This window comes from Brevundimonas sp. KH_060, assembly GCF_057838275.1.
In genome coordinates this window covers 839,704-859,705 of record NZ_CM174463.1, presented here as the reverse complement: position 1 = coordinate 859,705, position 20,002 = coordinate 839,704, and the positions used below count along the sequence as shown (strand labels likewise).

Annotated in this window: 21 protein-coding genes; 15 read left to right on the top strand and 6 right to left on the bottom strand. The window is 66.7% G+C overall.

The annotated features are described in order from the left end of the window. Positions 1-60 precede the first annotated feature (60 nt). Complete coding sequence (locus AC3IPP_RS04310) at positions 61-1,530, top strand: sigma-54-dependent transcriptional regulator (RefSeq protein WP_489150497.1); 1,470 nt, start codon at positions 61-63, stop codon at positions 1,528-1,530. Between the two features lie 115 nt (positions 1,531-1,645). Next, on the top strand, positions 1,646-2,302 hold the full coding sequence (locus AC3IPP_RS04305; RefSeq protein WP_489150496.1) for a hypothetical protein: 657 nt from the start codon (positions 1,646-1,648) through the stop codon (positions 2,300-2,302). A 62-nt stretch (positions 2,303-2,364) separates the two neighbouring features. Here the strand turns inward: AC3IPP_RS04305 and AC3IPP_RS04300 are convergent, their stop codons facing one another. From AC3IPP_RS04300 to ykgO, 4 genes are all read right to left on the bottom strand, one after another. Beyond that, on the bottom strand, positions 2,365-2,931 hold the full coding sequence (locus AC3IPP_RS04300; protein WP_489150495.1) for a hypothetical protein: 567 nt from the start codon (positions 2,929-2,931) through the stop codon (positions 2,365-2,367). Positions 2,932-3,001: 70 nt separating this feature from the next. Beyond that, positions 3,002-3,367, bottom strand: coding sequence for a hypothetical protein (locus AC3IPP_RS04295; protein WP_489151036.1), 366 nt, complete (start codon positions 3,365-3,367; stop codon positions 3,002-3,004). A gap of 221 nt (positions 3,368-3,588) precedes the next feature. After that, on the bottom strand, positions 3,589-3,861 hold the full coding sequence (gene gapR / locus AC3IPP_RS04290; RefSeq protein ID WP_489150494.1) for a nucleoid-associated protein GapR: 273 nt from the start codon (positions 3,859-3,861) through the stop codon (positions 3,589-3,591). 304 nt (positions 3,862-4,165) lie between these two features. Further along, a complete protein-coding gene (gene ykgO, locus AC3IPP_RS04285; RefSeq protein ID WP_003165750.1) occupies positions 4,166-4,291 on the bottom strand; it encodes a type B 50S ribosomal protein L36 in 126 nt (41 codons plus the stop codon). A 355-nt stretch (positions 4,292-4,646) separates the two neighbouring features. Here ykgO and AC3IPP_RS04280 point away from each other — a divergent pair, with 355 nt between their 5' ends. Next, positions 4,647-5,933, top strand: a complete 1,287-nt coding sequence (locus tag AC3IPP_RS04280; RefSeq protein WP_489150493.1) for a lytic murein transglycosylase — start codon at positions 4,647-4,649, stop codon at positions 5,931-5,933. 218 nt (positions 5,934-6,151) lie between these two features. On the opposite strand, the gene cysS is transcribed toward AC3IPP_RS04280, so the two are convergent. Then, a complete protein-coding gene (gene cysS / locus AC3IPP_RS04275; RefSeq protein WP_489150492.1) occupies positions 6,152-7,558 on the bottom strand; it encodes a cysteine--tRNA ligase in 1,407 nt (468 codons plus the stop codon). A 140-nt stretch (positions 7,559-7,698) separates the two neighbouring features. Between cysS and folE the strand changes: the two genes are divergently transcribed. The 6 genes from folE (at position 7,699) to AC3IPP_RS04245 (ending at position 13,783) form a co-directional block, all read left to right on the top strand. Then, a complete protein-coding gene (gene folE / locus AC3IPP_RS04270) occupies positions 7,699-8,313 on the top strand; it encodes a GTP cyclohydrolase I FolE (RefSeq protein ID WP_087141103.1) in 615 nt (204 codons plus the stop codon). A gap of 205 nt (positions 8,314-8,518) precedes the next feature. Further along, the gene (locus tag AC3IPP_RS04265) at positions 8,519-8,959 is read left to right on the top strand and encodes a biopolymer transporter ExbD (RefSeq protein WP_087141101.1); all 441 of its coding nucleotides are present in this window, start codon (positions 8,519-8,521) and stop codon (positions 8,957-8,959) included. Positions 8,960-9,093: 134 nt separating this feature from the next. Then, entirely contained in the window at positions 9,094-10,935 is a 1,842-nt protein-coding gene (locus AC3IPP_RS04260) for a gamma-glutamyltransferase family protein (protein WP_489150491.1), read from the top strand. A gap of 274 nt (positions 10,936-11,209) precedes the next feature. Further along, positions 11,210-11,968, top strand: coding sequence for an SPFH domain-containing protein (locus AC3IPP_RS04255; RefSeq protein ID WP_489150490.1), 759 nt, complete (start codon positions 11,210-11,212; stop codon positions 11,966-11,968). 50 nt (positions 11,969-12,018) lie between these two features. Beyond that, positions 12,019-12,885, top strand: a complete 867-nt coding sequence (locus AC3IPP_RS04250; protein ID WP_489150489.1) for an alpha/beta hydrolase family protein — start codon at positions 12,019-12,021, stop codon at positions 12,883-12,885. Between the two features lie 46 nt (positions 12,886-12,931). Further along, complete coding sequence (locus AC3IPP_RS04245) at positions 12,932-13,783, top strand: aldo/keto reductase (protein WP_489150488.1); 852 nt, start codon at positions 12,932-12,934, stop codon at positions 13,781-13,783. Positions 13,784-13,786: 3 nt separating this feature from the next. On the opposite strand, the gene AC3IPP_RS04240 is transcribed toward AC3IPP_RS04245, so the two are convergent. Beyond that, a complete protein-coding gene (locus AC3IPP_RS04240; protein WP_489150487.1) occupies positions 13,787-14,005 on the bottom strand; it encodes a DUF6500 family protein in 219 nt (72 codons plus the stop codon). 163 nt (positions 14,006-14,168) lie between these two features. Between AC3IPP_RS04240 and AC3IPP_RS04235 the strand changes: the two genes are divergently transcribed. The 6 genes from AC3IPP_RS04235 (at position 14,169) to AC3IPP_RS04210 (ending at position 19,997) form a co-directional block, all read left to right on the top strand. Further along, a complete protein-coding gene (locus AC3IPP_RS04235; RefSeq protein ID WP_087139648.1) occupies positions 14,169-14,417 on the top strand; it encodes a helix-turn-helix domain-containing protein in 249 nt (82 codons plus the stop codon). Beyond that, complete coding sequence (locus AC3IPP_RS04230; RefSeq protein WP_489150486.1) at positions 14,417-15,058, top strand: Pr6Pr family membrane protein; 642 nt, start codon at positions 14,417-14,419, stop codon at positions 15,056-15,058. Before AC3IPP_RS04235 ends, AC3IPP_RS04230 begins: the two co-directional genes overlap by 1 nt. Positions 15,059-15,068: 10 nt before the next feature. Continuing rightward, positions 15,069-16,601, top strand: a complete 1,533-nt coding sequence (locus AC3IPP_RS04225) for a UbiD family decarboxylase (RefSeq protein WP_087139644.1) — start codon at positions 15,069-15,071, stop codon at positions 16,599-16,601. Positions 16,602-16,729: 128 nt separating this feature from the next. After that, a complete protein-coding gene (locus AC3IPP_RS04220; RefSeq protein ID WP_179205025.1) occupies positions 16,730-17,659 on the top strand; it encodes a DUF3829 domain-containing protein in 930 nt (309 codons plus the stop codon). Positions 17,660-17,817: 158 nt separating this feature from the next. Further along, positions 17,818-19,599, top strand: a complete 1,782-nt coding sequence (locus AC3IPP_RS04215) for a M14 family metallopeptidase (RefSeq protein ID WP_489150485.1) — start codon at positions 17,818-17,820, stop codon at positions 19,597-19,599. Beyond that, a complete protein-coding gene (locus tag AC3IPP_RS04210; RefSeq protein WP_489150484.1) occupies positions 19,596-19,997 on the top strand; it encodes an MAPEG family protein in 402 nt (133 codons plus the stop codon). Before AC3IPP_RS04215 ends, AC3IPP_RS04210 begins: the two co-directional genes overlap by 4 nt. The last annotated feature ends 5 nt before the right edge of the window (positions 19,998-20,002 follow it).

Genomic DNA, 20,002 nt, shown 5'->3' with positions numbered 1-20,002 from the left:
GAGCCAGTCCCGAACCAATGAGGACGGCCGTTCGATGGTGATGTTGAAGGGTGTGCTCAAATGGCCAAGACCGTTCTGGTCGTCGACGATGATCCCACGCAGCGCCGCCTGATTCAGGCGGTGCTGGACCGTGAAGGCTATGCGGTCGTCCACGCCGAAAGCGGGGGCGAGGCCATCGACCGCCTGACCAAAGGCGGCGGCGCCGACGTGGTGCTTCTGGACCTCGTCATGCCCGGCCTGTCGGGCATGGAGGCCCTGGCCGAAATGCGCACGGCGGGCGTTCCGACGCCGGTCATCGTACTGACGGCCAACGGCGGCATCGAGACCGTGGTCAAGGCCATGCAGGCCGGAGCCCAGGACTTCTTCGTCAAGCCGGTCGGGCCGGAACGCCTGCTGGTCGGCGTGCGCAACGCCCTGCAGATGACCCAGTTGACCGCTGAGATCGGCCGCCTGAAGAAGCGCGCCACCGGCCGCTCCTCCTTCGACGACATGGTCGGCGACAGCGCCCCCATGCGTATGGTCAAGGCGCTGGGCCAGCGCGCGGCCAAATCCTCCATCCCCGTGCTGATCACCGGCGAAAGCGGCGTCGGCAAGGAAGTCATCGCTCGCGCCCTGCACGGCGCCTCGGACCGGGCGGGCAAGCCCTTCATCGCGGTGAACTGCGGCGCCCTGCCCGCCAATCTGGTCGAATCCATCCTGTTCGGCCACGAGAAGGGCGCCTTCACCGGCGCCCATGAGAAACACGCGGGCAAGTTCGTCGAGGCGAACGGCGGCACCCTGTTCCTGGACGAGATTGGCGAGCTGCCGCTGGACATGCAGGTCAAGCTGCTGCGCGCCCTTCAGGAAGGCGAAGTCGATCCCGTCGGCGGCAAGCGCCCGGTCAAGGTCGACGTCCGCATCGTCTCGGCCACCAACCGCGACCCGGCCCAGCAGGTGAAGGAGGGCGCCTTCCGCGAAGACCTCTTCTATCGCTTGAACGTCTTCCCGATCGAGGCCCCGGCCCTGCGCGAACGCCGCGAGGACATCCCGGCCCTGGTCGAGCACTTCATCGCCCGCTTCAACGTCGAGGAGGGCAAGCGCGTCGCCGGTTGCTCGCCCGAGACCCTGGCCCTGCTGCAAGGCCACGACTGGCCCGGCAACGTCCGCCAGCTGGAGAACGCGGTCTATCGCGCCCTGGTCCTGGCCGACTCGCCCCTGTTGCAGCCGCACGACTTCCCGGCCATCTCGGGCGTCGCCGTGCCCCTGGACGCCATGACCGTCGCGCCGACCGGCGAGGACGCCCCCGCCTCGGCTTCCGCAGCCGCCGCGACCGACGAGGACGGCCAGCACGACAGCCCGGTCCGCATCACCGATGACCGCGGCCACGTCCGCACCCTGGAACAGATCGAGCGCGATCTGATCCAGCACGCCATCGAGGTCTATTCCGGCCACATGTCCGAGATCGCCCGCCGTCTGGGCATCGGCCGTTCCACCCTCTACCGCAAGGTTCGCGAACAGGGCCTGGAAGAGCAGCTCAAGGAAGCCGGCTGAGAGCGTCCCGGACGCGGCCCGAAACAGGGCCGATCGTTTCCATCCGGGGTTCCAAAGGCGGACTTTACGGGCCACACCTTCCCTGCGTCCTGTTCATGGAAGGGAGCCGCCCCTCTTGTTTCGCCACACCGCCGTCGCCTTGACCCTGGCGTCCGTCGCCGCCCTGACCGCCGCCTGCTCCAACCCCGAAGCCCCGGCCGGGGTTGAAGCCGCCGCCGCGGCCAAGGTCGCCCTGCCGCCCGAGTGCGAGAACCACCCCCTGCTGGCCGCCATGCCGACGGCCCAGACCATCGCCGGCAAGCCGTTGACTGAGATCGAGTGCCAAGCCTTCTCCGTCTCCATGACCTATGGCGAGCCGGGGACCAGCGCCGAAATCCTGCTGATCGATTCCAAGGCGCCGGTTCCCGAGGAAAGCGGCGCCCTGTCCGGCCTGCTCGCGGGCGCTCAGGAGACCGCCTTCAAGAGCGTCGTCGCAGGCGTGGAGATGACCAAGGGCGTGCGTGAGATGGCCCTGTCCTCCCCGCCCGCCCTGGCCTCGATCGGCGGCGAGGACTATCTGGCCGTGGTCATGGAGGCCCCGACCGGCGAGCCCGTCGTCATCGGCGTCGAGCCCAAGGATTCGGGCGGCCGCGTCGGCTCGCTGATGAGCGCGCTCAAGGGCCGCTACGGCCTGACCATCCACATCGAGCAGGACGATCTGTCCGGGGCCGCCGCCGCGCGCACGGCCTATCAGCCCTATCTGTCGGCCATGCGCCTGAACGCCCTGCCCTAGACGGCGAAAAGGGCGGCGGATTTCGCGTCCGCCGCCCTTCACCAGCCTTATCTTTTCCGACGTCAGTTCCGGCTGATCGTCAGGCTATAGCCGCCTTCCGACCCCCGGCGCGCCGTCGCGCGAGGCTGGAAGGGGGTGATGACGTAGGTCGTGTCCTTCGAGGCCTTCAGCTCGGCCGCCTGACCGTCAACCTCGCCCCGGAACACAGCCGCGCCGCTCTGGTCAGCCGCATCGCTGATGTTGAAATACAGATTAGTGTTCGACGGCTTGAAGGCGACCTTCAGCGTCTGGCCCGACGCCACGGGCACGACATAGACCGGCGCCGCATAGCCCTTCACCATCCCCTCCTTCGTCACCGAGCCGACCCGGTCGAACGTCAGCACCTCCAGGGTGGAGCCGGCGTCGCGGACGAAGGTGCGCGCCGCCGCTTCATCGACGGCGGGCAGCGTCTGGGCGGCGTCCGGCGACGGGCTGACCGCCTGGGGCGCTGTCGCGGGGCCGCCGCTGAGATCCGGCGTCGCTTCCGAAGCCGCCTCAGGCGCCGCGCCCGGACGATCCCCGCACGCGGCCAGCGCCAGGCTCAAGCTCAGAAGGCCGCCCGTCAGGGCGGCGGGGGCGAAGCGTTTCATCAGTCTTCTCTCTCAAGAGTATGGGAAATCCGCAGGCGCAACGCGCGGCCAAGCTAGACGGTTGCAGGCCTCATTCGCCTTCGTCGGGCGGCTGCGGGGCCTCTCCACGACGCCGTCCGAATCGACGCGGCTCGCCCTTGGCCTTGGCTGTGATCTCTTTCAGCTTGCGGCCCTGCATGGCCGACAGCGCCTGGCCCGGCGCGCCCTTTTCCGGGTCAGCGAAGGCGCGGCCGTGAGTTTGGATTCGCTCGCCCACCGAATCGAGGAACTCCCCCTCCCACTCGGACAGGGAAACGCCCGCCTTCTCTGCCGAGCGACGGGCGCGTTTCAGGGCGTTGAGCGCGGACCGCTTCGCCGCTTCCTTCTGCAGCTCCCAGGGGCTTGGAGAAGGTTTCTTTTTAGGGGTGCTGCCGTCCTTCGGACTGCTTGAGCGCAGCTTGGAAGCGCTATCGCCCTTCGGACTGCTTGAGCGCAGCTTGGAAGCGCTATCGCCCTTCGGACTGCTTGAGCGAGTCTTGCCGACGCTATCGCTCTTCAAGCTACTTGAGCGCGAGAGGCCGCTGGAGCGCAACTTCGCGCCGCCGCTCTTCAAGCTGCTGGAGCGTGAAGAGCCGTCGCTGGGGGGCTTGAAGGGCGTGCGCTTCAGGCCCGCCTCCCTCAGATCTCGCCGAGAGCCGACAGGTAGAGGTCCAGAATCGCTTCTTCTTCCTGACGCTTGGCCTTGTCCTGCTTGCGCAGGCGCAGGACCTTGCGCAGCACCTTGACGTCATAGCCTTCGCCCTTGGCCTCGGCGAAGACCTCCTTCATGTCGACCATGACGGCCTGCTTGCCCTCTTCGAGGCGCTCCAGGCGTTCGATGATCGAGCGAAGACGGCCCTGGGCCGTGGCGGTCAGGACGTCGGGGCTGGCGTCGAAGGAAGCGTCGTCCATGACTGAACTCCAGAACTCAAAATCAGGCTGCGCCCTCAAGCAGGCCGAAGGCCGTTAGGGCAGGAAGAACTACGCCCTCAAACAGGCCAAGGGCCGTCAGGGCAAGAGAAAAGCACGCCCCCAAGCAGACCAGAGGTCGTTAGGGCGACTTAGGAAAGAATCACTAATCACGCGCAGGCGCAGGGCTCAACGGCGGACGCGAAAAAGCCGCGGACAACGCCCGCGGCCCTGTGGATAGTCATCCCATCCACCGACGTTCAGCGCGCCTCGCCTGCTATAGACAGGGCGCGCCGGTCGCGCGTGATCAGCCTTGCTTGGCCTTGAAGCGCGGATCGGTCTTGTTGATGACGTACAGAACGCCCTTGCGACGAACGATCTTGCAGTCGCGGTGGCGACCCTTCAGCGACTTCAGCGAGCTACGGACCTTCATGGTCGGATGTCCCGGTTGGAGGCCCGTGAGGGCGAGTAAAACAAAAGAGCCGCGGGCGAACCTGCGGCGGAGGCGGTCGTATAGAGAGGCCCTCGCCTTTCGTCAACATTCCGCGCGGGGGAATCCGCTGGAGGCCTGGCCCCCGAGTCGAACGGAGGATCTCCGGACATGCACGTCCGGCGCGTCGCCCCTCCGCCACCAGGCCGCGCTCAGGGAACGCTGCAATGTAAATTCAGCAGATTAACCGCCTGCTTTCAGGAATGGTTAACGGCGCTTTCACCCTTATCACGGAAACTCATCAGGCCTTCGCGCGCTTGTGATTGGTCGTGGAATTCGGGGGCGTTAGCCTGTGACTATGCGTATCGCTTATCGTCTTCTGTTGTTGGGTTCGGTCGCCGCCTGCACCCCCATGGTTCCCACGCCGCCGCAGCCTCAGCCTGCGCCGCCGCCCGTGGTCGAGCCTGCGCCCGCCACGCCGGCCCCCACGCCCCCGCCCGCCCAGACGGACCTCAGCGAGGCCTATGACCACGCCAGCTTCGACGCCTGGAAGCAGAGCTTCCTGGAGCGCCACGGCGGCGCCCGCAAATGGGAGTACGCCCGCGAGCTGGAGAGCGTGACGCCGAACCCCAGCATCATCCGCCTGGACCGCAACCAGCCCGAATTCTCGCGGCCCGCCGGAGTCTACATCCAGAACGCCACCACTCCGGCGCGAATCGCCATGGCCCGCCAGCGCGTCGACCGCGTGCCGTGGGACGTGACCCAGAAATACGGCGTGCCGACCGAAATCCTGCTGGGCGTCTGGGCTCAGGAAAGCGCCTTCGGCCAGGTTCAGGGCGATTTCGACGTCATCCGCTCCCTGGCGACCCTGGCCTATGACGGCCGCCGCCGCGCCTGGGCCGAGGACCAGCTGAAACACGCCCTCGACATCGTCGTGACGGGCAAGCGCGACCGCGCAGGGCTGAAGGGCAGCTGGGCCGGCGCCATGGGCCAGACCCAATTCATGCCCGACAACTATCTGCGGCTGGGCGTCGACCAGAACGGCGACGGCAAGGTCGACATCTGGGGCTCGGACGCCGACGCCCTGGCCTCGGCGGCGAATCTGCTGGCCCAGGCGGGCTGGAAGCGCGGCCAGGGCTGGGCCTATGAAGTCACCCTGCCCTCCAATTTCGACTACAGCCAGGCCGAGGGGCCGAAGCACCCCTGGTCCTACTGGGTCGCGCGCGGCGTGCGCCTGGCCGACGGTTCGTCGCCCAACAGCGCCGAGGCGGCCGAGGGCGCGGCCATCCTGCTGCCGCAGGGCGCCAAGGGCCCGGCCTTCCTGGCCCTGCCCAACCACTATGTCATCCGCCGCTACAACAACTCGGTCAGCTACGCCCTGGCCATCGGCATGATCGCCGACGGCGTGACCGGCAAGCCCGCGCTGAAGGCCTCCTGGCCCAACGACGGCCCCCTGACGCGGGACCAGCGCGTCGGCGCCCAGCAGGCCCTGACCCGCATGGGCTTCGACACCCAGGGCGTCGACGGCGTCATCGGCTCCAACACCCGCTCCGCCCTGCGCCGCTGGCAGCAAGCGAACGGGCGGACGGCCGACGGCTATCTGACGGACGTGCTGGCGGATGAACTGATCAGGCGAGCGCGCTAACTCCCCCCTCTCCTATTGGGAGAGGGCTTGAGCCTCCAAGAGCCGAAGGCGATTGGCTAAGGCGAAAGGGTGAGGGTTCGCGTTCGAAGTCGGCCGAAGGCCGTCGCGCCACGGCTTACGCCGACTGATGGGACAAGCCCCTCACCCTTTCGCGCCAGAACGATCGCTACGCTCTCGTGCGCTCAAGCCCTCTCCCGGCGGGAGAGGGCTCCCTCAAATCAGCCCTTCATCCGCCAGGTCGCGCCCTGCGGGCCGTCCATGACGACGACGTTCAGTTCGTTCAGGCGGTCGCGGATGCGGTCCGCCTCGGCCCAGTTCTTGGCGGCGCGGGCGGCGGCGCGCTGTTCCAGCAGACCCTCGACCTCGGCCTTCAGCCCTTCATCGACGCCAGAGAACCATTCCGCCGGATCGGCCTGCAGCACGCCCATGATCGAAGCCGCCGCGATCAACTGCCCCTTGGCCGTCGCCACCGCCGCCGTGTCGCCCGCCGTCATGCCGCGCTCGATGTCGCTGGACAGGGCGAACAGGGCCGCCATGGCGCCCGGCGTGTTCAGGTCGTCCTCGATGGATTTCATGAACTCGACCGGCGGCTCCACGTCCGCCGCCTCGACCCCGGCCGCGCGGTGCAGGGCGCCGTAGAGGCGGTCCAGGTTCTTGCGGCTCTGCTCCAGCAGGGTCTGGTTCCAGTCCAGCGGCTGACGATAGTGGGCGCTCAGCAGGGCCCAGCGCACCACCTCGCCCGGCATGGCCTGCACCAGATCATGCAGCAGCAAGACGTTGCCGATCGACTTGGACATCTTCTCGGCGTCCACGGTCAGGAAGCCGTTGTGCATCCAGTAGCGGGCGTATTCATCGTGTGCGTCGTCGCCGTGGGCATGGCCGTGGGCGCAGACGCCTTGCGCGATCTCGTTCTCATGGTGCGGGAAAACCAGATCGATGCCGCCGCCGTGGATATCGATGGGCAGACCCAGCGTCTCCTCGATCATGGCCGAGCATTCGATGTGCCAGCCGGGACGCCCTTCACCCCACGGCGACGGCCAGGACGGCTCGTCCGCCTTGGACGGCTTCCACAGCACGAAGTCGTGCGGGTTCTTCTTGTAGGGCGCGACCTCGACGCGAGCGCCGGCGATCATGTCATCCAGATTGCGTCCCGACAGCGCGCCGTAGGACGGATAGGACGACACGTCGAACAGCACATGGCCCTCGGCGGCATAGGCGCAGCCGGCGTCGATGATGGCCTGAATCTGCTTGGTGATGGCCTCGATGTAGTCGGTGACGTGCGGGGCGATGTCGGGCGGCGACACGTTCAGCAGGCCCATGTCGGCCAGATAGGCGGCCTCATAGCGGGCCGTGATCTCGCCGATGGCGACGCCTTCCTTGGCGGCCTTGGCGTTGATCTTGTCGTCCACGTCGGTGACGTTGCGGGCGTAGACTACGTTGTCGGCGCCATAGGTGCGGCGCAGCAGGCGCACCAGCACGTCGAACACCACCGGCGGGCGGGCGTTGCCGATATGGGCGTAGTCATAGACCGTCGGGCCGCAGACATAGAGGCTCACCCGGTTCGGATCGCGCGGCGCGAACAGGCGCTTTTCACGGCGCAGGGTGTCGTGGATGTGCAGGGCCATGGGTCAGGTCTTTTGCGAGTTTTCTTGCGGGACTGAGGAGGTGTCCCATATAGCGGCCTGATAGACAGTCAGGGCCGCGCGCCCAAGTCCATATATATTTGTATTCTGAACAGGCGCTCTCGCCGCCGCCGGATCGTTTCATGAGCACCACTCCCGCCAAGCCCGTCCTCGTCGCCAATGAGGCGCCCCAGCGTCCCAGCCGCGAACAGGCTCTGGAGGCCGTGCGCACCCTGATCGCCTGGGCCGGCGACAATCCGGATCGTCCCGGCCTGCTGGACACGCCCAAGCGCGTGGTCGACGCCTATGGCGAATGGTTCGACGGCTATGACGCCGACGCAGGCAAGGAGCTGTCGCGCACCTTCGAGGACGTGACCGGCTATGACGACATGGTCATCCTGCGCGACATCGAGGTCGAGAGCCACTGCGAGCACCACCTGGCTCCGTTCCTGGGCAAGGCCTACGTCGCCTATCTGCCGGGCGAGAAGGTGGTGGGCATCTCCAAGCTGGCGCGCGTGGTCGAAATCTTCGCCCGCCGTCTCCAGAACCAGGAGACGCTGACCAACGACATCATCGACGCCATCGAATCGCACCTGCAGCCCAAGGGCGTGGCCGTGCTGGTCGATGCGGCGCACCAGTGCATGACGACGCGCGGCGTGCATCACCGCCACGTCTCGACCATCACCACCCGCTTCACCGGCGCATTCAAGGCCGACCCGGCCCTGGCCGAACGATTCCTCAAGCTGGCTCGCGGTTGAGGCGACGGGCGAGGGCGTTGATCGCCGGGGACTGAATTGATCGCGGAGAAGGCGGCTCTGCGCCGAATTCGCAATCTTATTCCCCTGCGGCGTCATTTCCTCGCATTCGACGGCTTTACAAGCCTGCTTCAGGACGCCAAGAGACGAGCCAGACTTTCAGTGTGGTCCGCCGGAGGGTGCGGGCCTTGATGGAGACGAGGGCGTAATGGGCGCGAAACTTTCCTCAGGCGGTGGCGGCGGCAAGCTGGCGCAACAGAACGCGGACATCAACGTCACGCCGTTCGTTGACATCATGCTGGTGCTGCTGATCATCTTCATGGTCGCGGCGCCGATGGCGACCGTGTCGATCAAGCTGGACCTGCCGCCGGCGACGCCGCCGGCGCCGGACGCCGAAAAGCCGAAAGAGCCGGTTTACATCACCATTCAGGAATCGGGCTCGCTCTACATCGCCGAGACGGAAACCACGCTCGACAAGCTGACGGCCGACGTCTGCGCCGCCCAAGCCGTGGCGACGGACTGCCGTGAAGAGCGCGTCTTCGTCCGCGCCCAGCCGGAAGTGAAATACAACCAGTTCATGGACGTCATGAACAAGCTTCAGGAAAACGGCTTCTACAAGGTCGGCCTTCTGAACGAAGACATCACCTAAGACGGTCGGTATCGACAGTCTGGAAAAGGGTCGCCTCGGCGGCCCTTTTTCTTTGCCCGCCGCCCATCGACCGCTTGCGCCCTCCCCCTGTTCCGGCCTCAATGCGCGCCTCGAATGAGGGGGAGTAAATCATCATGCGTCGCCGTACCTTCCTGTCCGCCCTGCCGGCCGGAGCTCTGTTGGCGGGCGCCGCCAACGCCCAGCAGACGACCGGCGCCGCCACGCCCTCGGCCCATCCCGCCTCCGTCCAGCCCGCCCCCGCGCCAGCCCCCTACGCCGGCGTCGGCATCGGCGACCGCATCACCGGGCCGGGATTCGTCGGCCGCTCGACCGTCTGGGGTGCGAACGGCGCGGCCGCCACGGCCCACCCGGCGGCTACCCTGATCGGCCTGGACACCCTGCGGCGCGGCGGCTCGGCCATCGACGCCGCCATCGCCATCAACGCCGCCCTCGGTTTTCTGGAGCCGACCGCCAACGGCATCGGCGGCGACGCCTTCGGCCTGATGTGGGACCCGGCCCAAAAGAAGGTCGTAGGCTTCAACGGTTCAGGCCCCAGCCCGCGCGGCCTGTCGCTGGAAACCGCGCGCTCCAAGGCCGGAGCGGACGGCTACCTGCCTCGCTACGGCGCGGTGACGGTCAACGTCCCCGGCGCGGTCGACGCCTGGTGGAACGCACACCAGCGCTACGGAAAGCTGCCGTGGAAGGACGTCCTGCTGCCGGTCGCCGAACTATGCGAACAGGGCGTGCCTGTGCCTCAGGTGGTGGCTTATTACCTCGAACGCGGCATGGCCAACTTCGACAAGAGCGCCGCGACGATCGAGGAAAACGACAACCGCAAGAAGGTCTGGTTGACCGGCGGCAGGACGCCCAAGACGGGCGAGATCTTCGCCAACCCGGATCTGGGCCGCACCTATCGCCTGATCGCCGAAGGCGGCCGCGACGCCTTCTATAACGGCGTGATCGCCGACCACATCGAGCGCTATTTCAAGCGCATCGGCGGCTGGATGACCCGCGCTGACCTGGCCGCCCACCACACCGAATGGGTCGAGCCGCTGATGACCACCTATCGCGGGGTCGAGGTCTATTCCCTGGGTCCGAACACCCAGGGCCTGTCGACCAACCAGATCCTGAACATCTGCGAACAGTTCGACCTGAAGGGCATGGGCTTCCAGTCCGCCGCCTCGATCCACGTTCAGGCCGAGGCCAAGCGCCTGGCCTTCGAGGACCGCGCCCGCTACTTCGCCGACGAACGCTTCGCCAAGGCCCCGACCGCCTGGCTGAACTCCAAGGCCTACGCCGCCGAACGCGCCAAGCTGATCAACCCGAACCGGGTCATGGACCGCGTCTTCCCCGGCGACGCGCCGACGCAGGGCGACACCACCTATTTCAGCGTGGCCGACAGCGACGGGATGATGGTCAGCTGGATCCAGTCCAACTATCGCGGCATGGGCGGCGGTCTCGTCGCCGACGGCCCGGACGGCGGCACCCTGGGCTTCATGTTCCAGAACCGCGGCGAACTGTTCGCCCTGACCGACGGCCACCCCAACGTCTATGCGCCGGGCAAACGCCCCTTCCACACCATCATCCCCGGCTTCGCTTGCAAGGACGGAGAGCCGTGGCTGGCCTATGGCGTGATGGGCGGCGGAATGCAGCCGCAGGGCCAGGCCCAGATCATCATCAACATGGTCGACTACGGCCTCGACCCGCAGGAAGCCGGCGACAGCCCGCGCTGGCAGCACTACGGCTCGTCCGAACCGACCGGCCAACCAGCCGAGGGCGTCGGCAAGCTGCACCTTGAATCCGGCGTGCCCGAAGCGACCAAGCAGCAACTGACGGCCATGGGCTGGGATCTCGGCCCGCCCGACGGCGGCTTCGGCGGCTATCAGAACGTGATGAAGCAGATCAACGAACAAGGCCGCTGGACCTACGGCGCGGCAACGGAAATGCGCAAGGACGGCAACGCCCTCGCCTATTGATCACTCCAGAGCGCAGATCTGTTGATCGCACCTCGACGGCGGCGCCCGGACTGATAGGCTGCCGTCGGGGTTCGATTCCCCATTGAAGACGAGCGAGCGGCGCGACGTTCGGAGACGGACGCGGTCAGCCGCACAAACGGTCATCTTCTTTCTGGTTGCAAACAGGCGCCCTCGCGTCTGCCGAAAGGCGAGCCATGGACAGGCTCTGCGGGTTTCGGACCCCCGCCGGTCCGTCGCGACACGAGGGCGCCATTTTCAAGCACGAGGGCCTATCATGTCGCCGACCGTCCTCACCACCCTCGCGATCCTGGCTCTTGTTGTCGCCGGCGTCGTCCTGGCGCTCAGATTCAGAATGACCGTCGTCGTGCCGGACTGGCAACGCGCTGGCGTCTATCTGGACGGCGGGTTTGAAAGAATTCTGGGACCAGGCAGGCACCGCCTGTGGCGCTCAAGCCGAACCTTCATCGCGCGCATAGAAATGACGCCGCAATACCTGTCGGTCGGGCCAGTCGACGTCGTGACTTCGGACCGACTGCCGCTCCGACTGTCGGCCGCCGCGCTTCATCAGATCGAAGATGCCGAAGGTTCGCTGCGCGAACCAACCGCCGCCGCCCTGCAACTGGCCACATCCACCGCCCTGGTCCGACTGGCTGCTGAGCGCACGCTGGAACAATTGCTGACCCGTGATCCGGAGCTCGACGCCGCCCTGACGGCGGCCGTGGGACCGGCCGTCGGCGCCACACAGGTGCTCAACATCGTTCTGACAGGCGTGATCCTGCCGCCTGAATTGCGACGCCTGATGTCCGACGTCGAGCGATCACGCCTCGAAGGCCAGGCGGCCCTGGAACGCGCCCGCTCGGAACAGGCCAGCCTGAGAGCGCTATCGAACGCCGCTCGACTGCTGAAGGACAATCCCGAACTGGCGCGCCTGCGGTTGTTTCAGGCGGCCGCTTCCGCCCGAAGCGCCACCTTTGTAGTCGGCGACGCCGCCCTGTCCGCCAATACTGCGCACACTCCTCACGACCCCGCTTGACCTGACGCCGCGTCAATCGGCTAGAGTTCGTTTCTAAACAGGACGGACCTATGAACGATCTCGTCACGCGCGACTTCATCGCTCCGGCCGCAGACGGCTATCCGTTGTCGATGCGGCTGGTTTCGGCGGCTGAACCTCAGATCGCCGTGCTGGTCTCATCCGGCACGGGCTTTCCCAAGGGCTTCTACGAGCGGTTCGCGCGGCATCTGGCGGGCCGGGGCGCAGCGGTGCTGACCTATGACTTCCGGGGCATCGCCGGGTCGCGGCCGGAGGAGCTGAAAGGCTCGAGCATCGACTACCCCGACTGGGGGCGTATGGACATGCCCGCAGCTCTGGACGCCCTGATCGAAGCGGCGCCGGGTCTGCGCGTCGTCCATGTCGGCCACAGCGTCGGCGGCCACTTCCTCGGCTTCATGCCCAATCACGACCGGATCGAGCGTCACGCCTTCGTCTCGGTCGGGACCGGCTGGTGGGGCGGACACCACCGCAGCTACAACCCGATGGAGCTGTTCTTCTGGCTGGGTTTCGGGCCGTTCAGCCTGATGCGGCGCGGCTATATCAAGGGCGGCGGCCTGTGGGCCGGGACCGACCTGCCGCGCAATGTCTTCACCACCTGGCGGCGCTGGTGCATGAAGCGCGAGTACTTCTCCAAAGAGCTGGAGACCAGCCTGCGGCCGCATCACTATGAGGCCGTGACGGCGCCGATCCGCTCATGGATCTTCACTGACGACCCCATCGCCACGCCCGGCACGGCGCGCGACCTGTTGAGCGTCTATCCCAACGCCCCGTCGGACATGACCGTCCACACGCCGGGCGATTTCGGCGCGCGGCGCATCGGCCACGAAGGCGCCTTCCGCAAGGAGATGGAGCCGTTGTGGGATCGGATTTTCCACTGGCTGGACAATGGCGAGGTCTGAGCGGGCGCCTATATCCCAGGCTCATCATCCTCTCGGAGCCTCCCCCATGCCCTATTCCGACCAGCCGACTGCGACCGCCTCGGGCGTTGAGATTCCGCTACTCGGCTTCGGCACCTGGCAACTGGAAGCCGACGACGCCCGTCGCATGGTGCGCGAGGCCCTGCGCATCGGCTATCGCCACATCGACACCGCCTGGATCTACAAGAACGAGAAGGCGGTCGGCGACGGCATCGCGGACGCCGTGGCCGAAGGCGTCGTCACGCGCGACGACATCTTCGTCACCACCAAGATCTGGGTCGAGCACTTCCACCGTGACGCCCTGCTGCGCCAGGCCGAGGAATCGGCGATCAGCCTGGGCCTGACGCCGGACCTGCTGTTGCTGCACTGGCCCAAGCCGACGCCGGCGCTCTCGGAGACCATCGGCGCGCTGAACGAGGCGTTGGAGAAGGGGTTCACCAAACACATCGGCCTGTCCAACTTCCCCTCGGCCCTGTTCCGCGAGGCAGCCGCCCTGTCGACCGCGCCGCTGATCACCAATCAGGTCGAATATCACCCCTATCTGTCGCAAAAGACGCTGATCGAAACGGCGCGGGAACTGGGCTCGTCCATCACCGCCTGGTCCCCTCTGGCCCAGGGCAAGATCGCCGACGACGCCGTGATCGGCGAGATCGCCGAGGCGCACGGCAAGACCAACGGCCAGATCACCCTGCGCTGGATCATCCAGCAAGGCGTCATCGCCATTCCGCGGACCGCCAAGGAAAGCCGCGCGGCCGAGAATTTCGGCATCTTCGACTTTGAACTATCGGCCGACGAAATGGCCCGGATCAGCGCCCTGGCTCGTCCCGACGGCCGCATCGGCGACTGGCTGGACGCTGCCTTCCAGTGGGACGCCGCCTAAGGCTCAGGCGGACTCCGACACCATCTGACGGATCTTCGTCGCCTTCTCGAAATGGTCGAGCCTGTGGGTGTGAATCCACCATTCGGCAGCTTCGAAAAGCAGTTCGGGATCATCGTTTCGATTGGCGAAGAAGGCGTAGAAAGACACGCCGACATTGTCGCCCTTTTCCGCGATCTTGCGGGTGCAGACGGCAATGATCTTTTCGCGCAGGCTGGCTCGCAAGGCGTTACTCCCGACGGACTGTCGATGACTAGTTGAGGTTGTGCAAAACTAGCCGATTTGGTCGACGCTTCACAATTGCTCAGCTTGATTGGACTCATCTTCGGAATGGGATCAGGATGCCTGATCAAACAGCGTCATAGGACGCCCGCTTCGGGAGGACGCCATGGGTTCGGTTCTGGGCTTTCCGGGGATTGATCCGATGGACGCCGTCGTCGGCGCTCGCATCCGCCGCTGGCGCGACCAGCGCGGCGTGACGTTTGACGACCTGGCCGCCGCCATCGACCTGACGCCCGAGGCCCTGCGTCGGGTCGAGGCGGGGCGCGAGCATCTGGACTCGGCACAGTTGGACGCCGCCACCCGCGCCCTGCGCCTGCCGGTATGGGCGCTGGTGTCCGACGCCCCGGCCTATTGATGACGGCGCGGCTCTATCGGTCGCTGTTCGCCCTGATCGGCTGGGGCGCGCTGGGCCTGCAATACGGCCTGCAGTTGCGGAACAGCCCCGGCGTCGGTGCGGGCGAACTGACGCTGAACTTCTTCAGCTTCTTCACCATCCTGACCAACCTGCTGGCGGCGCTGGCCCTGACGGGGCCGGCCCTGGCGCCCGACAGGCCTCTGGGCCGCTGGAGCCGCAGCGAAGGCGTCCGCGCCGCCGTCGCCATGTACATCGTCGTGGTCGGCGTCGTTTATCACCTGCTGCTGGCCCAGACCTGGAACCCTCAGGGCTGGCAAAAGGTCGCCGATACGCTGCTGCACACCGTCATGCCGCTGGCCTTCGTCGGCGACTGGCTGCTGTTCACGGCCAAGGGGCGGTTGCGCTGGATCGACGCGGTCAAATGGCTGACCTTTCCGCTGCTCTACGGCGGCTGGACCCTGGCGCACGGAGTGATGACGGACTGGTGGCCCTATTGGTTCGTCAATGTCAGCGAACTGGGCCTGACGCGGGCGGCGGCGAACTTCGCGGGCCTGTTGATCTTCTTCCTGCTGCTGGGCCTGATCGTCGTGGCGATTGATCGCGCCTTCGGACGGCGTGACAGACGGACGATTGCCGCCTAAGCGTCAGCGCATGGCCTACAAGTCCCTGCGCGATTTTCTTGCGACCCTCGAAGCCGACGGCGAACTGGTCCGCGTGTCGGAGCCCGTCTCCACCCATCTGGAGATGACCGAGATCCAGACCCGGCTGCTGCGTAACGGCGGCCCGGCGGTCCTGTTCGAGAAGCCGGTCATGCCGGACGGCACGATCAGCCCCATCCCCTGCCTGGCCAACCTGTTCGGCACGGTGAAGCGCGTCGCCATGGGCGTCACGCTGGAGGGCAAGCAACGCACCACGGCGGGCGAACTGCGCGAGGTCGGCGAACTGCTGGCCTTCCTGCGCAATCCGACGCCGCCGCGCGGCCTCGGCGACGCCATGGAGATGCTGCCTCTGGCCCAGACCGTCATGTCCATGCGGCCGAAGACGGTGAAGAAGGCCCCGGTGCAGGAGGTGGTGCTGAAGGGCGATCAGATCGACCTGACCGCCCTGCCCATTCAGGGCTGCTGGCCCGGCGAACCCGCGCCGCTGATCACCTGGGGCCTCGTCGTGACCAAGGGGCCGTCGGACGACCGCGAGGACGACTTCAACCTGGGCATCTACCGGATGCAGGTGCTGGGCAAGGACAAGGCCATCATGCGCTGGCTGGCCCATCGCGGCGGCGCCCAGCACTACGCCCGGCACAAGAAGGCGGGCAAGCGCGAGCCCCTGCCCTGCGCCGTCGTGCTCGGCGCCGACCCCGGCACCATCCTGGCCGCCGTGACCCCGGTGCCGGAGACCCTGTCGGAGTATCAATTCGCGGGCCTGATGCGCGGCTCCAAGGCTGAACTGGTCCCGTGCAAGACCGTGCCGCTGATGGTCCCGGCCCAGGCCGAGATCGTGCTGGAAGGCCACGTCCTGCTGGACGAGTTCGAGGACGAAGGCCCCTACGGCGACCACACCGGCTACTACAACTCGGTCGAGAAGTTCCCGGTCTTCCAGGTCAGCGCCATCACCATGCGCAAGGACCCCATTTATCTGACCACCTTCACCGGCCGTCCGCCGGACGAACCCTCGGTGCTGGGCGAGGCGCTGAACGAGGTCTTCATCCCCCTGATCCGGCAGCAGTTCCCCGAGATCACCGACTTCTGGCTGCCGCCCGAGGGGTGCAGCTATCGCATCGCCGTGGTGTCGATGAAGAAGGCGTACCCCGGCCACGCCAAGCGGGTGATGATGGGCTGCTGGAGCTATCTGCGCCAGTTCATGTACACCAAGTGGATCATCGTCGTGGACGACGACATCAACGCCCGCGACTGGAAGGATGTCATGTGGGCCGTCTCGACCAAGATGGACCCGGCGCGCGACATCACCGTCATCGAGAACACCCCCATCGACTATCTGGACTTCGCCAGCCCCGAGAGCGGTCTGGGCTCCAAGATCGGTCTGGACGCCACCGACAAATGGGAGCCGGAAACCAAGCGCGAATGGGGCGAGGAAATCCGCATGGAGCAGGACGTCATCGACCGCGTATCCGAGAAGTGGGCCTCACTGGGCCTGCCGGGCGACGGGGCGCCGATCTGGAAGGCCTGACGCGGTTCCTGTGAGCAGTTTGCAAAAACTCGTCTCGCGAGAGAACCCAAATGGCTGATCGGCGTTCAGTTTCCCGGCCGAAGGAACGGCGACGCTTGGGGCGCGCTGATCGGCTTAGGGGAATCCATATGATTTCACGCACCAGCGCCGGCGTCGCCACGCTCGCCATCGCCGCCGCGCTCAGCCTTTCCGCGTGCGGCGACAGCAAGGGCAACGCCGAGAATCCGGCGCCCAAATCGGTCGCCCAGGCGGCGGGCAACGAGGCCACCCAGGAGAAGATGAGCCTATACATCGACGGCTTCAACGCGCTGATCGATGACCACTGGGGCGTGTCGAAATACTTCGGCGACTATCAGAAGCTGGACATTCCGAACGCCTCGGCCACGGCGAATCTCTACTTCCCCGAGAATATCTCCCACCTGGAACGCGCGATCGCGAAGCTGAAGGAAGGCCGCGCGCTGAACGGCGGCAATCAGGGCAAGAAGGCCGATGAAGCGGCCGACAAGCTGATCCCGCAACTGGAGGCCCTGCTGGCCCAGTGGCAGGCGCTCGACCCCTATTTCGAGTCCCGCGCCTATCGCGACGACGGTCTGGCCAAGGCCAAGGCGGCCCACGCCGCCCAGACGCAGGCCTATCAGGGCAGCGTCGCCGGCATCGAGCAGCTGGACGTCGCCCTGAGCGAATATCAGCGCGCCAGCAACGCCGCCAAGATGGAGGCCATGCGCAAGGGAGGCCACGCCGCCGAGGCCAGCCTGCTGGACGCCATGCAGAAGGCGGACCTGTTCACCAATGCGGTGATGGAGGACAACAAGGCCGAGGCGGACGCCCAGTTGCCGGCGATGGAAGCCGCCATCGCCAAACTGCGTGAAGAGCAGGCCAAGATGCCGGCGGACAACCGCAACAAGTCCTATCTGTCCAGCATCGCCGACAACCTCAGCGGCATGGTCGGCGCCTATCGCGACTTCAAGCAGTCCAACTCGGACAGCTACCGCGAGTCCGTCGTGGACCGCTACAACAGCGCCATCGGCAACATGAACCGCGTGGAACTGCCCGCGTAACGACCCTGCGTCCGGCCGCGCAAAGCGGCCGGACGCGCCTCTCGCGAACATGGGCCGGGGTTGCCAGACGGCTGTGATCGGATCACGAAGGGCCTATGCGCCTAGACCGTTTCGTCACAGCGGCCGTCGCCGCCCTAGTTTGTTTCGCGAGCCCCGCCATGTCCCAGACCCCATCCGCTTCCGTTCCCAACGAAGCCCCGTGGGACCAGGCCTTCCTGCCGCCCGCCCCCGCCTGGGACGGCCCCAGCCGCGCCCTGCTGCGGGGCGCCGCCGATCCGTGGGTCACGGGGTTCGAGGCCGATGCCGCGCATGACTTCTCGCCCAACTACGCCGACACCCGCGCCTGGTTCGACAAACTGGACGCCGCCAGCGACCTGATCCGCATCGAGCAGTTCGGAACCTCGCCGGAAGGCCGCCCGATCTACGCCGTGATCGCCTCCAAGGACGGCGCGGCGTTTGATCCGTCCAAGCCCGTCCTGCTGGCCCAGGCCGGCATCCATCCGGGCGAGATCGACGGCAAGGACGCGGGCATGATGCTGCTGCGCGACATCGCCTTTTACGGCAAGGACGGCCTGCTGGACCGCGCCAACCTGATCCTGGTCCCGATCCTCAGCGTCGACGGGCATGAGCGCGCGGGCGCCTATTCCCGCCCCAACCAGCGCGGACCGCGCATCCAGGGCTGGCGCCACACGGCGACCAACCAGAACCTGAACCGCGACTTCATGAAGCTGGATCAGACCGAGATGCAGGCCGTCATGGGCCTGATCCACAAGTATCAGCCGGACCTCTACGTCGACATCCACGTCACCGACGGCATCGATTATCAATACGACGTCACCTTCGGCTACAACGGCGAGGACGGCGTCTGGAGCCGCAGCCCGGCCATCGCGAAATGGCTGGACGCCGCCTTCAAGCCCGCCATGTATGAGGCGCTGGAGGCTCAAGGGCACATCCCCGGCGAGTTGGTCTTCGCCATCGACGACCGCGACCCGAAGAAGGGCCTGAACGACGGCGGCCTGGGCGAGCGCTTCTCCAACGGCTGGGGCTCGGCGGCCCACGTCCCGGCCATCCTGATCGAGAACCACAGCCTGAAGCCGCACGAGCAGCGGGTGCTGGGCACCTACGTCTTCCTCGAGGAAGCGCTGAAGCTGCTGGCCGAAAAATCGGGCGATCTGCGCGCCGCCATCGCCGCCGACCGCGCCCTGCGTCCCGCCGAACTGCCCGCCAACTTCGACAGCGACGAGACGCCCTCGCACACCCGCCCCTTCAAGGGCATCCGCTATGAGACCTTCGACAGCCTCGCCTCGGGCCGCCCCGAAATCCGCTGGCTGGGCCAGCCGGACGCCGAACTGTGGCAAATGCCCTTCTACGGTTCGCACCCCACGCTGACGCTGAAGCGGCCGACCGCCTATTGGGTGCCGTCCTATCGTCAGGACGTGATCGAGCGCCTGCGCATCCACGGCGTGCAGATGGAGACGCTGGCCGCCCCGCGCACCGTCGCCGTCGACATGCTGCGCCTCGTCGATCCCAAGGTGTCGGGCCGCACCAACGAAGGCCATGTGCCGATCTCGGTCAGCGAAGTCCGGCCCGAAGCCCACGACTGGACCTTCCCCATCGGCTCCGTCCGCGTGCCGACCGACCAGCCGATGGGCGACGTCGCCATCCTGCTGCTGGAGCCGCAGTCGAACGAGAGCTTCTTCGCCTGGGGCCTGTTCCCCGAGGTGCTGAACCGCGTCGAATACATCGAGGCCTACGCCATCGCCCCGCTGGCCGAAAAGATGCTGGCCGCCGATCCGGCGCTGAAGGCCGCGTTCGAGGCCAAGCTGGCCGCCGATCCCGCCTTCGCCGCCGACGGCGATGCGCGTCTGGCCTGGTTCTATGAGCGCACGCCCTTCTACGACCAGCGCTATCGCCTCTATCCGGTGGGGCGCGAAAATTGAGCCTGATCCCGACCATTCAGGCGGCCGCCCTGTGGGGCGGCCTGCTGATCCTGCTGCTGTTCGTCCTGTCGGGCGTGGTGGTGAACCGGCGGCGCAAGCATCTGGTCGAGTTCGGCGACGGCGGCGTGCGGGAACTGATCTGCGCCACCCGCGCCTTCTCCAACGCGGCCGAATACATCCCCGCCGGAATGTGCGGCCTGATCCTGCTGGCCTTTCTCGGAGCCCCCGCCCTGCTGATCCATGCGGTCGGCGGGATGCTGTTCGCCGGGCGGGTGATCCACGCCCTGGGCCTGCTGTTCCAGGAAGGGCCGTCGCTGGGCCGTTCGATCGGCATGATCCTGACCTGGCTGGCGCTGCTGGTCGCGGCGGTCAGCCTGATCGCCTGGTCCATTCTCTAAGCCCG

What these genes read in the sequence shown, in the direction of transcription:
- AC3IPP_RS04250 (WP_489150489.1), top strand. Translation starts at nt 12,019, where the DNA reads ATGAACGATCTCGTCACGCGCGACTTCATCGCTCCGGCCGCAGACGGC.
- AC3IPP_RS04280 (WP_489150493.1), top strand. Translation starts at nt 4,647, where the DNA reads ATGCGTATCGCTTATCGTCTTCTGTTGTTGGGTTCGGTCGCCGCCTGC.
- AC3IPP_RS04235 (WP_087139648.1), top strand. Translation starts at nt 14,169, where the DNA reads ATGGGTTCGGTTCTGGGCTTTCCGGGGATTGATCCGATGGACGCCGTC.
- gapR (WP_489150494.1), bottom strand. Translation starts at nt 3,861, where the DNA reads ATGGACGACGCTTCCTTCGACGCCAGCCCCGACGTCCTGACCGCCACG.
- AC3IPP_RS04215 (WP_489150485.1), top strand. Translation starts at nt 17,818, where the DNA reads ATGTCCCAGACCCCATCCGCTTCCGTTCCCAACGAAGCCCCGTGGGAC.
- AC3IPP_RS04245 (WP_489150488.1), top strand. Translation starts at nt 12,932, where the DNA reads ATGCCCTATTCCGACCAGCCGACTGCGACCGCCTCGGGCGTTGAGATT.
- AC3IPP_RS04260 (WP_489150491.1), top strand. Translation starts at nt 9,094, where the DNA reads ATGCGTCGCCGTACCTTCCTGTCCGCCCTGCCGGCCGGAGCTCTGTTG.
- ykgO (WP_003165750.1), bottom strand. Translation starts at nt 4,291, where the DNA reads ATGAAGGTCCGTAGCTCGCTGAAGTCGCTGAAGGGTCGCCACCGCGAC.
- AC3IPP_RS04255 (WP_489150490.1), top strand. Translation starts at nt 11,210, where the DNA reads ATGTCGCCGACCGTCCTCACCACCCTCGCGATCCTGGCTCTTGTTGTC.
- AC3IPP_RS04310 (WP_489150497.1), top strand. Translation starts at nt 61, where the DNA reads ATGGCCAAGACCGTTCTGGTCGTCGACGATGATCCCACGCAGCGCCGC.
- AC3IPP_RS04265 (WP_087141101.1), top strand. Translation starts at nt 8,519, where the DNA reads ATGGGCGCGAAACTTTCCTCAGGCGGTGGCGGCGGCAAGCTGGCGCAA.
- AC3IPP_RS04300 (WP_489150495.1), bottom strand. Translation starts at nt 2,931, where the DNA reads ATGAAACGCTTCGCCCCCGCCGCCCTGACGGGCGGCCTTCTGAGCTTG.
- AC3IPP_RS04230 (WP_489150486.1), top strand. Translation starts at nt 14,417, where the DNA reads ATGACGGCGCGGCTCTATCGGTCGCTGTTCGCCCTGATCGGCTGGGGC.
- AC3IPP_RS04225 (WP_087139644.1), top strand. Translation starts at nt 15,069, where the DNA reads ATGGCCTACAAGTCCCTGCGCGATTTTCTTGCGACCCTCGAAGCCGAC.
- cysS (WP_489150492.1), bottom strand. Translation starts at nt 7,558, where the DNA reads ATGGCCCTGCACATCCACGACACCCTGCGCCGTGAAAAGCGCCTGTTC.
- AC3IPP_RS04220 (WP_179205025.1), top strand. Translation starts at nt 16,730, where the DNA reads ATGATTTCACGCACCAGCGCCGGCGTCGCCACGCTCGCCATCGCCGCC.
- folE (WP_087141103.1), top strand. Translation starts at nt 7,699, where the DNA reads ATGAGCACCACTCCCGCCAAGCCCGTCCTCGTCGCCAATGAGGCGCCC.